11 protein-coding genes are annotated in these 14036 nt (G+C 43.3%); 1 reads left to right on the top strand and 10 read right to left on the bottom strand.

The annotated features are described in order from the left end of the window. Nucleotides 1-15: 15 nt before the first annotated feature. The 4 genes from mazG to cysM all read right to left on the bottom strand — a co-directional run bounded on the left by mazG (nt 16) and on the right by cysM (nt 5460). The gene (gene mazG, locus DKT73_RS16010; protein ID WP_232827908.1) at nt 16-819 is read right to left on the bottom strand and encodes a nucleoside triphosphate pyrophosphohydrolase; all 804 of its coding nucleotides are present in this window, start codon (nt 817-819) and stop codon (nt 16-18) included. Then, nucleotides 816-3065: a GTP diphosphokinase gene (gene relA, locus DKT73_RS16005; RefSeq protein ID WP_111639558.1), complete on the bottom strand. Its 2250-nt coding sequence runs from the start codon at nt 3063-3065 to the stop codon at nt 816-818. The genes mazG and relA overlap by 4 nt, the downstream gene beginning before the upstream one ends. Nucleotides 3066-3081: 16 nt before the next feature. Continuing rightward, on the bottom strand, nt 3082-4398 hold the full coding sequence (gene rlmD, locus DKT73_RS16000; RefSeq protein ID WP_111639557.1) for a 23S rRNA (uracil(1939)-C(5))-methyltransferase RlmD: 1317 nt from the start codon (nt 4396-4398) through the stop codon (nt 3082-3084). Between the two features lie 168 nt (nt 4399-4566). Next, nucleotides 4567-5460, bottom strand: a complete 894-nt coding sequence (gene cysM / locus DKT73_RS15995; protein WP_111639556.1) for a cysteine synthase CysM — start codon at nt 5458-5460, stop codon at nt 4567-4569. A gap of 491 nt (nt 5461-5951) precedes the next feature. On the opposite strand from cysM, the gene DKT73_RS15985 reads away from it, so the two are divergent. Next, nucleotides 5952-8633: a response regulator gene (locus DKT73_RS15985; protein ID WP_232827907.1), complete on the top strand. Its 2682-nt coding sequence runs from the start codon at nt 5952-5954 to the stop codon at nt 8631-8633. Here DKT73_RS15985 and acpS read toward each other — a convergent pair. Genes acpS through lepA form a run of 6 tightly spaced genes read right to left on the bottom strand, consistent with a single transcriptional unit; the run spans nt 8596 to nt 14035 of the window. Then, nucleotides 8596-9009, bottom strand: coding sequence for a holo-ACP synthase (gene acpS, locus DKT73_RS15980; protein ID WP_111639553.1), 414 nt, complete (start codon nt 9007-9009; stop codon nt 8596-8598). The two genes, DKT73_RS15985 and acpS, sit on opposite strands and share 38 nt — an antisense overlap. A 25-nt stretch (nt 9010-9034) precedes the next feature. Further along, a complete protein-coding gene (gene recO, locus DKT73_RS15975) occupies nt 9035-9775 on the bottom strand; it encodes a DNA repair protein RecO (protein ID WP_111639552.1) in 741 nt (246 codons plus the stop codon). A 5-nt stretch (nt 9776-9780) separates the two neighbouring features. Next, a complete protein-coding gene (era, locus tag DKT73_RS15970) occupies nt 9781-10683 on the bottom strand; it encodes a GTPase Era (RefSeq protein ID WP_111608047.1) in 903 nt (300 codons plus the stop codon). Continuing rightward, nucleotides 10676-11359, bottom strand: a complete 684-nt coding sequence (gene rnc, locus DKT73_RS15965; protein ID WP_111639551.1) for a ribonuclease III — start codon at nt 11357-11359, stop codon at nt 10676-10678. Before rnc ends, era begins: the two co-directional genes overlap by 8 nt. A gap of 18 nt (nt 11360-11377) precedes the next feature. Further along, nucleotides 11378-12202 carry a signal peptidase I gene (lepB, locus tag DKT73_RS15960; protein ID WP_111639550.1) on the bottom strand — a complete coding sequence of 275 codons (825 nt, stop codon included), beginning with the start codon at nt 12200-12202 and terminating at the stop codon, nt 11378-11380. A gap of 51 nt (nt 12203-12253) precedes the next feature. Next, complete coding sequence (gene lepA, locus DKT73_RS15955; RefSeq protein ID WP_232827906.1) at nt 12254-14035, bottom strand: translation elongation factor 4; 1782 nt, start codon at nt 14033-14035, stop codon at nt 12254-12256. Nucleotide 14036: the final 1 nt, after the last annotated feature.

The following is a 14036-nucleotide window of genomic DNA, read 5'->3' as shown; positions in this document are numbered from 1 at the left end:
AACCTATCCTGCAGGTTACAAGCCTTCGTGTTTGGCTTGCTCCCAATGATGGTCTAACTCCTCTAAAGAACAATCTGCTAATTTTTTATTCTGTGCCGATACTAAGGTTTCTATTCTACCAAAGCGACGACGAAACTTTATATTGGTTTTATTCAGCGCCACATCCGGAGAAATATTGAGGTGACGGGCCAAATTACTGACAGCAAACAATACATCCCCCATTTCCTCTTCCGTATGAGAAGCGTTTTGTTCTCTCATGGCCGCTTCAAGTTCATCCAATTCTTCTCGAATTTTATCAAACACAGGCGCCACATTTGGCCAGTCAAAGCCCACTTTAGCCGCTTTTTGTTGGAGTTTTACTGCTTGCATCAAGGCTGGCATGGAAACGGGCACATCGGCTAGCAAACTCTGATCAGATTGATTTTTTTCTTGCGCTTTGATTTGCTGCCATTGCGCGGAAATTTCTTGCTCAGTAAGCGATGTTACTTCACCAAAGCGCGTCATGTCACCGTCAGGAAAAACATGAGGATGACGACGCAACATTTTTTCAACAATTCCGGCAGCAATATCATCAAAGGTAAAATGCTGTGCTTCTTCAGCCATTTGTGCATAAAAAACAACCTGAAAAAGCAAATCTCCTAGCTCTTCTTTTAGATGTGTAAAATCTTCTCGTTCAATAGCATCAACGACTTCGTACGCCTCTTCTAATGTATAAGGAGCAATACTTTTAAACGTTTGTTTTTTATCCCAAGCACAGCCAAACGCCTCGTCTCTCAGACAACGCATTAGATACTGCAATTGCTTCATTGCGTTACTCAAAAATCCCTCTCTCTGAATACATTAAGCACATTGGGTAGCTGATTAATACGATGTAACAACTTACTTAATACACTTAATTCACCCACTTCAATAGTAAAGCGAATGTTTGCCGTATGATTTTCTTTTGCGGATAACGTGTTCATCGACAACAAATTGACTTTTTCATTCGCCAGCAAACTGGTAATGTCGTTGAGCAATCCTGTTCTATCATAAGCCTCCACCTGAATGTTCACTGGGTACTGATTGTCTAATTCCTCCCCCCAACTAACATCAATGATTCTTTCTGGCTCATCTAACCCAAGCTGAACAATGTTAATACAATCCTGTCTGTGCACGGAGACACCGCGCCCCTGAGTAATGAAACCAACGATGTCATCGCCAGGAATAGGCGAGCAGCATTTTGCCATCTGCGTCAGCAACTTCCCTACGCCTAAAATATGAATGTCGTTATCTGACGATTTATGACGACTTTTCTTTAAGCGAATAGGACGCGCAGGCGCACTTTCACCATTGAGGCTGTAAAAATCATCAATAACACGCAACACTCGCGCTAATTGGATGTCTCCAGCGCCAAGCGCCACATACACTTCCTCTGCATAAGAAAAGTTAAATCGAGAAGAAATAGCTTGTAGATCAATGCGATTATCATCAATACCAAGACGCTTTAACTGTTTATCAAGCAGGTGCTTACCCGCGTCTAAATTTTTCTCTCTGTCTTCTTTTCTAAACCAATTTTGAATTTTTGCTCTGGCTCGGTTGGTTTGCACATAACCTAAAGTAGGATGCAACCAATCGCGGCTAGGACCGCCTTCTTTGGTCGTCAGAATTTCAACCTTATCGCCGGTTTTTAAATGCGTTACCAGCGATATAATTTTGCCATTTACCTTGGCGCCGCGGCATCGATGACCAATCTCGGTGTGCACTCGATAAGCAAAATCAACTGGTGTGGCATTGATCGGCAGATCCACTACGTGTCCGTCGGGGGTAAAAACGTATATGCGATCTTGCTCTATGTCACTGCGAACTTGCTCAGATAAGGACTCTAAGTCCCCTTGTACTTCATGAAAATCTAGAATGGTTCTAAGCCATTGAAGCTTTTCTTCATAACTGGTGCTATTTGAGCTTAAATCCGTTCCTTTATACTTCCAGTGTGCACACACACCCAACTCGGCATCTTCATGCATTTTGTGAGTACGAATCTGGATTTCAAGTGCTCGACCTTGAGGCCCGATCACCGCCGTATGCAGTGACTGATAACCGTTTGATTTGGGGTTACTAATATAGTCATCGAATTCATGGGGAATGGGCCGCCACAAATTGTGAACTATCCCAAGAACGCCGTAACATTCCATGGGCTCATCCACTAGAATCCGCACCGCTCTGACATCGTATACTTCATCAAAGCCAATGTTTTTATTCTTCATTTTTCGCCAAATACTGTAGATATGCTTGGCTCGCCCCATTAGATCAGCATGAATGTTAATCCCTTTTAAACGCTCATCTAATAAGGCAATAACATCATCAATATACTGCTGACGATCGAGGCGTTTTTCATCTAACCAGGTGGCAATTCGTTTGTAGTCTGAGGGGTAAAGATAGCGGAAAGAAAGGTCTTCTAATTCCCATTTGATATGACCAATGCCCAAGCGATGCGCTAAAGGGGCATAAACACTCTGCACTTCAAGTGCGACAGCAACACGACGCTCTTCGCTCTGGTGTTTGGCCTCTTTGATAGCACAAGCGCGCTCTGCTAGCTTAATCAGCACAACACGCACATCATCAATGATAGAAACCAACATTTTGCGCAAAGACTCTAGCTGGTTTTCACTGCTGCCCAGCACTTCGGCCGCAGAATCCGCGGTGAGGTTTTTAGAGACCTCTCCCATTCGCATTACGCCTTCTATAATCGAAGACACCTTACGACCAAACATCTCGGTTACACGGGAAATGGGCAGTTGGTCTTCTCGTACCACACGATATAAAGCGGCTGCGACCAATGAATCTTGGTCCGCCCGAAAACCAGACAGTATTTCGACCATCTCTAATCCAGCACGAAAAGTACTTGCCTGAGCCCCCCAATAAGACGGTCTGGCACTTTTCAACTCCGATTGGCGAGCCAACTCACAAGCCATACGCAAAGGAACACGAGCACTGTCATCGACCAGATGAGAAAACTGCCACATCCAAGCATCAATATCAACACTGCCATCATCTAACACAGGATGATCTTTTCTTACCGTTACCATTTATCCGCCCTTCAATTTACTTCTTTTTTTGCAATAACATCATGGTTTCTACATGAGATGTTTGCGGAAACATATCCATCAAACTGACACGTAAAACACGATATCCTTTTGCAACTAAATACTCGGCATCCCTCGCTAAAGTAGAAGCATTGCAAGAAACATACAAAATTTGCATGGGTCCGATTTTTATTATGCTATCTAAAAACTCAAACGCACCAGCACGAGGTGGGTCCAACAGTACTTTGGTTATCTGTTGCGTTAAAAGTTCATTTTTTACAGGCTTAGTCAAATCCGCTGCGATGAAGGAGACATTATCAAGACCATTAAGGCGCGCGTTCTCCCTAGCCGCTTCCACCATACTGTCCTGTACCTCTACCCCTATAACCGCTTGTGCCTGTTGCGCCAAAGGTAAAGAAAAATTCCCTACACCACAAAACAAATCCATTATGACATCCTGTTGATTCGGCTTTAACCAATCCATTGCCTGCATCACCATTTTTTGATTCATGCTGTCATTGACTTGAATAAAGTCTTGAGGATGGTATTTCAACCTCAAATCCCCTAGGTCATAATAGCGCATTTCCTCAGCACTTACGTCCGCTCTGCTCGCTTTCGGTGCTTGCCAATAAAGCGCTGCATTCTGTTTTTTTGCCCAATCCTTCCAGCCACTTTGACCTTCTGCTGATAGCTCGGAGGTTAAGCGAAATAAAACCGAAACACCTTTGCTATCTTCCAATAGCTCTACATGCCCAAGTTGGGTCGCCAAATTGCTGCTTGATAATGCTTGTTTCAAAGAATGATATATCGCCTGAAGCTTCTCTGTCAGCACAACACAACGATCAATCGAAACGATATCGTTTGACGCTTTACCACGAAACCCCAACATCATTCGACCATTTTTATGATCAATGGCTATACGCGCTCGACGACGATAACCAATGGACTTATCCGAGAGTAATTCAAGAGGTTGCGTGTTGATAAGATTACGCAATTGGCCTTTCAGCCAATCCGATTTTGCAGAAAGTTGCTTTTCACTTATCAGATGCTGAAAGCTGCAGCCGCCACAAGCATGAAAATGCAAACAATCAGGCTCCACTCGGTGGTCACTTGCCTCGATGATATGAGTTAAAACCGCTTCATCAAAACGACGACCAACCTTAGTCACTTGCGCTGTGACCGTCTCTCCAGGTAAAGCCCCTTCTATAAAGGTCACTTTTCCTTGCAAACGAGCAACGCCTTTTGCTTCGTGAGTCAGGCCGTCTACAACAAAAGTCTGCACTGGGCCCATCGACTGAGGCTTCGCGGCGCGGCGCGGGGGTGTTCTTCTTCTCAAAGGTCGCTCTCTTTATCCAGAGTCTAAAATAAACGCCGTAGTATTCTACAGCATATGTCCATAGAACAGTACGCGAAAGCCAGCCCTTAACAAGTAAAAGCCCTTAAGATCTTTGTCCACCTCACATTAGAGAGAGGGAAACAAGAAAAAACAGCCGTGAAAAAGCGTCTATACGTCAAAAACCCCAGTGGACAAATAACGATCTCCACGATCACAAACAATCGCTACAATGACAGCATTAGAGAGCTTTTCAGATAAAGCCATGGCTACGGCAACCGACCCACCGGAAGAAACCCCACAAAAGATCCCTTCTTCTTTGGCCAAGCGGCGCATTGTAATTTCGGCATCCGTTTGTGAAACATCCATAATAGTGTCTACCCTAGCTTCGTCAAAAATAGAAGGCAGATAGGCTTTAGGCCAACGACGAATACCGGGGATACTTGATCCATCTTGCGGTTGCAGGCCTATGATTTGAATGTCTTTATTTTGCTCTTTTAAATAATGTGACACGCCCATAATGGTTCCAGTCGTCCCCATAGAGCTCACAAAATGCGTGACCGTACCTTGTGTTTGCTGCCAAATTTCTGGCCCTGTCGTCAGATAATGAGCATTAGGGTTGTCTTGATTTGCAAATTGATTGAGCACCTTACCAAGCCCCTGACTCTGCATCTCTTGAGCCAAATCTCGTGCTCGTTCCATACCTTCTTCTTTTGTCACCAAATGCAAAATCGCGCCGTAAGCGGACATCGCCGATTTTCGTTCCTGACTCATGTTATCAGGCATGATTAAATGCATTTTATAGCCCTTGATCGCTGCCGCCATCGCAAGTGCAATACCCGTGTTACCACTGGTTGCTTCAATCAAACTGTCGCCTGGTTTTATGTCTCCACGTAACTCAGCTTGAAGTATCATATTCAAAGCGGGACGATCTTTTACTGAACCGGCAGGGTTTTGACCTTCTAATTTGAGCAATACCGTGTTGCTTGGATTTGGATTGATGCGCTGCAAGCGAACCAAAGGAGTGTGGCCAATTAAGGACTCGATACTAGGATACTGGATCATAAAAAACTTCGTTGACATTGATGAGTTAGGGAATGAAACTTAACTATTTAAGAACACTAAGAGCAAACAGTACAATAAAAAAGCGTTATAAACTTAGTGTCAATTTGACATTCTATGGTATCAGTATGCTGGTAACACGTATTTTAATCCTGCTTTTTTTACTATTTTCGCTCATCAGCTGCGAAAAAACCATGCAAGATGCGACAGAACTAAATACCATTGAGCTTAGGAAAAAGTGGCGTGAATGTGCCTACATAAGCAGCCCATCTAATAACCAAAAACAGATATGCAATCAATATGAAAAAGAATGCAACGATCGCAAAGACAAAGGTAATTTGGTCTGCTATTAACCCATTAGTCAGATTAACACTAAGATGAAATCGCCTTTTTTTAAGCAACTCGCTCCCCTTAGTTTAAGCAGTAAACTTTTTTGGGCGCTGTTCACACCAGTGTGTATCATTTCAATACTCACCAGCCTTTTTTTGTTATCAATGCGCTTTAGTGATTTAAATCACCAGCTGTATGAGCGTACCAAACAAATAACAGAACAAGTGGCCACCTCTAGCGAATATGCCATTGTTTTTTCTGATCAAAACATGATGTATCGAATACTGCAAAATGCACTTAGCCACCATGACATCAGCAGCGTACAACTATTTAACAGCGAACAAAAAATCATTGCAGAGCTGGGCAGTGTTCCGACACAAAACAACCTATCTTTTGCGGAAGAAAGCCAGATTCTTGAGCATGACGACTACTTAGAATCTATGAGCGCCATTCATTACGCTAACAACTCACTCGACGGTGTATTCAATGCGCAAACAGATCTTTTCAATCCAAGCAATCAACGTAACTTAATCGGCTGGGTTAAAATTGAGGCCAACAAATCTGCGATAAAAATAGCAAAATACCAGTACGCCAGCCTAATAATTTTTATTTTAATGCTAATCAACATACTGACGATTTTGACCACGTACCAGGTATCAAAACACCTGACACAACCAATAAGTAAGCTTGGTGTGGCGTTAAACAAACTCGTCAAAGGTCAGTTCTCAGCCGCTAAATTGATGAAGCTGCCACCCGAATACGCTGACATCCAAAAGGATCTTCTTGATTTGACGGAAAGGTTAGAACACCACCACGAAGAACTCATCATAGGCATAGAGCAATCAACAGAAGACATGCGCCGTAGTATGGACAGTATGGAGGAAAAAAGCGCTCAACTTCACATTGCCAATAAAGAAGCAATGGAGTCAAACCGATTAAAATCGCAATTTCTTGCCAATATTAGCCATGAGGTTCGCACCCCTTTAAATGCCATATTGGGTTACACAAAAACCCTGCAAAAAGACATTGTAGACACCCAGCAGCGACTTTATATAGACACCATCGAACAGTCGACAAACAGTCTATTGGCAATTATTGGCGATATTTTAGATTTTTCTAAAATCGAAGCAGGAAAATTAAATCTCGAAAACAATCACTTCAACTTAAAAGCATTAGTAGATGACGTTTATCAGATACTCAGTGTCAATTTACTCACCAAAGAAAAGCAAATTGATTTGGTTCCAGAGTTTGGTACAGACATCCCAGAATGGTTTATTGGTGATAGCACTCGAATTCGTCAGATTTTGACAAACCTCATTGGTAATGCCATTAAATTCACCCACCAAGGATCGGTGCGCACCAAAGTATCTATCGCCTCACAGACCTCACAAGAAATCGTCCTGTCATTCCACATTATCGACACTGGCATAGGCATACCGGAACATAAAATCCACCGTTTATTTAAACCTTTCTCTCAGGTAGACACCAGTACCACACGCCAATTTGGCGGAACAGGATTGGGACTGGTCATCACGAAGAAGCTGGTTGAGCAAATGAAAGGGAAAATTGAAGTCAGTAGTGACCCAAGCATCGGTTCAACCTTTCGCTTTACGATCACTCTAAAAAAATCAAATAAGGTAAGCCCACACATACAAAAACTGGATCGACATGTGCTTTTACTCGAACCCAGTACAGCCTATAAAAATTACCTGACTAACTACCTAGAAAGTATTGGGGTTCGCTCTACGGCGTGCTCAGACATAGAGCAGATCGTGTCTACATTAAACAAACGGAATGACACTATTCATGCCATTTTATTGAGCGTCAATCCTGACGATCAAAGTATTGCTGAAGCCCGTGAACTCATTCACTATTGTGCGCAACAACATTCAATCCCCAGCATAATGATGGTTCAGCCACCGGGTCAAATAGCTCACCACTCCGATTTAAAAAACGTATGCAGCGACATACTGCTTAAACCCATCAGCCAAGACAGACTGTATAAGGCGCTGTCGAACATCAACAAAGCCTCCGTCCACTTAGCGCCGCCAAAGGCACCCGAACCAGCCAATTACGAGCATTTTAAAGGCCTCAAGATATTGGCGGTAGATGATTCACCAATCAATCTCCAGTTACTTAATCATTGGCTAACTCCCGTTGGAGTTGTGGTGTCATCTGCTTACAGCGGACAACAGGCCATAGACATGGCCATTCATGACACATTCGACTTGATCTTTATGGACATTCAAATGCCTGAAATGGATGGAATGGAAACAACCCAAATGTTACGCCAATTAGAACACTGCAAAAACATTCCCATTATTGCACTCACAGCCCATGCGCTGGGATCAGAACAACAACAAATGCTCGCCAGTGGTATGAATGCTTATTTGACCAAGCCTATCGATGAAGAGCTACTATTTAACACGATTGAAACTTGGCGCAATAATACCAAAACATTCCAAGACCAAGTGGATGATAAGTTAATCAATATTTTCGATTTAGAAAAAGCACTTGATGTTGTGGATGGTAAGGCCGATATTGCAAAAGAGATGTTTGATATGCTGGCAGATTCACTGGACGCTGAAAAAAAGCTGATTCAACACCACCTAGAAAACCAAGACACTGAAAAGCTAATAGAGGTAGTACATAGAATTCATGGTGCCTCCAAATACACAGGCACCATTAATATCGCGCGCCATGCTGGCTTTTTAGAAACACACTTAAAGGAATTAGGTTTAGAAGAAGTAGACGGAGTAGCCGAAGACTTTATTGAAACCATTGAAGAACTTCTAACTCACAGGCAACTTATTCCTTGGCCTCAATCTTTGGACTCCACTCCCTAGATTCCAGAACAACAAACGCCTGAGCATACACTTTCTCATCCGTTAGGCTTAAATGCCATGACACAGGAAAGTTGTAACGCTCAGTAATACTCTCATCCACGCAGAGAATAGGCTGACCAGAAGGCAAATTACCAACACTAAAATGCTGAAAGCTCACACCAGAACCAATGCCTGTTCCTAACGCCTTTACCGCAGCTTCTTTAGCCGCAAAGCGTTTTGCTACATAAGCATTGGCTTTATCCACATTACGGATTTCTAACCAGCGTTTTTTCTCGGTAGTCGTTAATATGCGATCAATAAAACGCTCACCCAAACTCTCAATTGACTGAGCAATTCGGGCAATTTCAACCAAATCCGTTCCAATACCTATAATCAACTTCTCACCTCTTTAATCGAATAAATCATCGCAAAGCCCGAAAAATCGGCACCCCCATATGCCGATCGCCTTGAAAGGGCTGCTTTGGCAATAATCGCCTTGATACAATAGGCTTACCATTTAATAAACTGTCTAACCAATTACGATGCAATTCCTTAGCGAGGCTCAACACTTGCTTATCCATCCATTGACCAGCGTGGTAATCCAATGCCACCTGACCTTCCACAAACAACATGGGGAGTTGTTTTGGTATTTCGCCATAATACGGCCGCAAACCAAACTTATAATGGAATTGATAAAGCTGACGTGGCTCGATTGACTCCCCACGACCGGTAGATATCATGTTGATGCCCACACCCAATTCTGAAAATAATCCTACTTCAAAGCGACGTAACAAAGGGGCGATGGGAACTCCCGAATGCAAACTCTCAATCAGCCACTGATACAATTCAAAAACATCAGGTAAAGGCAAATTGGTAGGTAGCAGTTTTTCAAGCAACTCATGAACATAAAAAGCAGCGTACAAAGGCAACCCTTCAAGCACAAACGCCGATTTTACCGACTCCAAACTTTTCACGGTTTTTAAGTCACTACGACCCGAAAGCTCCATTTCATAACATAAAAAAGGCCCGGGGATGATCCGAGCCTCTTTTTTGGGTAATCGCCAAACACCTCGAACCAATCCTTGCTCTAACGTTAACGCATCAAGCAGGATCTTACCGTCTTGAAAGGGACGGGTGTGAATGACATACGCAGAAACGCGCATTAAAGCTATTCTTCCTGATAACCTAAACTCGCCAAGGCGCGTTCATCATCTGACCAGCCTGAACGAACTTTAATCCAGAGATTCAACATCACTTTATGTTGAAATAGGTTTTCCATATCAATTCGCGCTTCTTTACCGATTAACTTAATCTTGTCGCCACGCTCGCCAATAATGATGCGTTTTTGTCCATTTCGCTCAACTAAAATCAACGCACTAATGTGAATAGCAGACTCTTCATAAACAAATTCTTCAATTTGTACCGCGACCTCATAAGGCACTTCTTGCCCAAGTTGACGAGTAATTTTTTCGCGAACAATCTCGGCGGCCAAAAAGCGTGAACTGCGATTGGTTATTTGATCCTCAGGGTAAAATTGCGTCCCCTCTGGCATGTAGCTTTCAACCAAGCGCTCTAAACGGTCTAAGTTATTATTACGCAGAGCTGATATGGGAACAATTTGTGCAAAATCCATTCGATCGGCTAGGTTCGCCAGACGCGGCAAAAGATCCTCTTTTTGATCCAGCTGGTCGACTTTATTGACCACTAGAATAACGGGGCAACGGGCGTGCTTCACTTTTTGCAACACCGCTTCATCTTCTTCCGTCCAGCGATCCGCATCAATGACAAATAGAACCACATCGACATCTTTCAATGCCGCCGCAGCCGTTTTATTCATGATACGATTAATGGCTTTTGCTTCACCCAAATGCAAACCGGGTGTGTCCACATAAATAGCCTGAACATGACCTTCCGTTTTTACACCAAGAATCTGATCACGGGTGGTTTGTGGCTTACGCGAAGTAATGGATAATTTTTGGCCTAAAATATGATTAAGCAAAGTCGACTTACCCACATTTGGGCGGCCGACAATGGCAATATAACCACAGTGTGTAACTTCAACGTCAGACATCTTTCTTTTCCAATTTTTTCAATGCTTTGGCAGCCGCGTTTTGCTCTGCAATGCGACGACTGTTACCCTTACCTTCTATAGCACTTTCACACAGTTCAATGTGACAATGTACAAAAAAAGTTTGGTCGTGAGGCTCGCCCACTATATTCACAACATCGTACTGAGGTAGCGCATGCTTTCTGGCTTGAAGATACTCTTGAAGTCGCGTCTTTGCATCCTTAGTAACCACTTTTAATGATGTCGCATCCAGGCGCTCCTTGTACCATGCTAAAATATGCTGACGACACACCTCCATGCCGGCATCAAGATACATACCACCAATAATGCCCTCAACCGTATCGGCTAAAATAGAATCGCGCCTAAATCCACCGCTTTTTAATTCTCCAGCGCCCAACTTGAGATAATCACCCAATTCAAACTCTCTTGCTAATTCAGCCAAGGTATCGCCTTTTACTAGCGACGCTCGCAAACGGCTTAATTCGCCTTCTTTGGCCTTTGGAAAACGGTGAAAAAGATCTTCCGCAATCACATAATTAAGGATAGAGTCACCTAAGAACTCAAGGCGCTCATTATTTTTCCCACCAAAACTACGGTGCGTTAGCGCCAGTTCAAGCAGTCCAAGGTCAGCAAAAAAATACCCTATTCGCTGACTCAGCTTCTGATACGATGAACTCAAAATGTCTCCAAAAAATACTTATTCAATCAAACCGTTGTTTTTAAAGCTTGGGATACTGAAAAATTGATCCCAATGCAGCCACACATAAAAGGCACGCCCCTTCATATTTTCATCTGGGACAAAGCCCCAAAAACGACTGTCAGCGCTGTTGTCTCTGTTGTCTCCCATCACAAAATAATGTCCTGTAGGCACAGTCCACTCACCTTCGTGCGGGGTAAATCGATAACTATTATAGATTTCGTGTTGTGCCTTACCTAGGTGTTCACTAAATACATCAACAGGCTCTTGATTTGGATTCAGAGACACAGGCAATTTGGCTAAAAACTCTTTACTAACGGGCTCACCATTTACCGTCAAAACTTTATTCTGGTAACGAATTTGATCGCCAGGCAAACCAACTAAGCGTTTAATATAGTTTAAACTGGGGTCTAGTGGGTACTTGAATACGACCACGTCGCCGCGCTTTGGTTCTGTAGTCGGAATAATGGTCGTATTCAAAACAGGCAAACGAAGGCCATAGTCGAACTTATTCACCAGAATAAAATCGCCTATCTTTAGCGTTGGCAGCATAGATCCAGACGGAATCTGAAAGGGCTCCACCACAAAAGACCGCAGACCAAAAATGACCGCAATGATAACGAAATAAGACTTTACCTCTACCACGAACTTAGGCGTTTCCGCTAGTCGCTGCTGAGCGTCTTTACTAAGTGCCTTTCGCGTTTCTGTTGCCATATTTGTCAATACAGCTTTGCGCTTGGGAAAATAAACAACACGATCATATACCCAGAAGACACCTGTCACTAAAAACGCAATGGCCAGTATCAATTCGAAATCAAAACCCATACTTCATTTCTCCATCAGGGCGTGCTGAGCACGCCTGTTGTTGTTCTGGCTTTAGCTATCCAGCTGCAAAACGGCAAGGAAAGCAGATTGTGGCACTTCAACGTTGCCCACCTGCTTCATACGTTTTTTACCTTCTTTTTGTTTCTGCAACAATTTCTTCTTACGGCTTACGTCACCACCGTAACATTTGGCAATAACGTTTTTGCGTAACGCCTTGACCGTTGTACGAGAAATAATTTTCGCGCCGACCGCACCTTGGATCGCCACATCAAACATTTGGCGAGGAATTAAATCTTTCATTTTTTCACACAAAGCTCGGCCTTTATACTGCACATTGTCTTTGTGCATAATGAGCGCTAAAGCATCAACGCGCTCACCATTGATCAAAATATCTAATCGGCATAAAGGCGCAGCACTAAAGTGGGAGAAACTGTAATCCAAAGACGCAAAACCGCGACTACAAGATTTTAGTTTATCAAAAAAGTCCATTACCACTTCGTTCATTGGCAACTCATAACGCAACTGTACTTGGCGGCCAACATATAGCATGTCTTTTTGGATACCACGCTTTTCCACGCATAAAGTAATGACGTTACCCAAGTATTCTTGTGGCACTAAAATATTCGCTTCCACAATCGGTTCGCGCATTTCTTTAATCGTACCAGGGTCTGGCATTTTTGATGGACTGTCTACGCTAATTACATCGCCATTATTTAATTCAATTTCATACACTACGGTTGGCGCCGTGGTAATTAAATCAAGATCGTATTCACGCTCTAAACGTTCCTGAATGATCTCCATATGCAGCATACCCAAGAAGCCACAACGGAAGCCAAAACCCAAAGCATCAGAGCTTTCTGGTTCAAAAAACAGAGAGGCATCGTTCAGTGTCAACTTATCAAGAGCAACGCGGAAATCTTCATAGTCATCAGAGCTAACAGGGAACACACCGGCGTAAACTTGTGGTTTAACTTTTTTGAAACCCGCTAACTGAGCAACATCTGGTGTCGATGCATGAGTAATGGTGTCACCTACTGGTGCCCCATGAATATCTTTAATACCTGCAACAACAAAACCTACTTCACCCGCTCTCAACACGCCAGTCTCTTTGCGTTTTGGCGTAAAAATACCCGCCATATCAACTGGATGAGACTGTTTGGTAGATTTAATATAAATCTTGTCTTTCTTACGCAAAGTACCTTGTTTGATACGAACAAGAGAAACCACACCTAAGTAGTTATCAAACCAAGAGTCGATAATAAGCGCTTGAAGCGGAGCATCCACATCGCCTTCTGGTGGTGGAATCGTCGCAATCAGACGTTCTAGCACATCATCAACGCCCATGCCTGTTTTTGCAGAACAGGTCACAGCATTCATTGCATCTATACCGATGATCTCTTCAATCTCGGCGCTGACGCGCTCAGGCTCTGCTTGCGGCAAATCGATTTTATTCAAAACTGGCATCACTTCGAGACCTTGCTCGATCGCGGTGTAGCAGTTTGCGACAGACTGCGCTTCCACACCCTGAGCCGCATCAACAACTAATAACGCACCTTCACAAGCCGCAAGAGAACGAGATACCTCATAAGAGAAATCCACGTGCCCAGGAGTATCGATGAAGTTTAATTGATACACTTGTCCATCTTTTGCGTGGTAATCGAGGGTGACACTTTGCGCCTTGATGGTAATGCCACGTTCACGCTCAATGTCCATCGAGTCAAGAACTTGAGCAGACATCTCACGTTCACTCAAGCCTTCACAAGCCTGAATGAAGCGGTCTGCTAACGTCGATTTTCCATGGTCGATATGTGCGATAATACTGAAATTGCGTATG

The sequence above is a fragment of the Marinomonas shanghaiensis genome, from assembly GCF_003259175.1.
Classification (GTDB): Bacteria; Pseudomonadota; Gammaproteobacteria; order Pseudomonadales; family Marinomonadaceae; genus Marinomonas; species Marinomonas shanghaiensis.
Note: the sequence above shows the minus strand (reverse complement) of the source record. Positions and strands in the feature narration are given on the sequence as shown.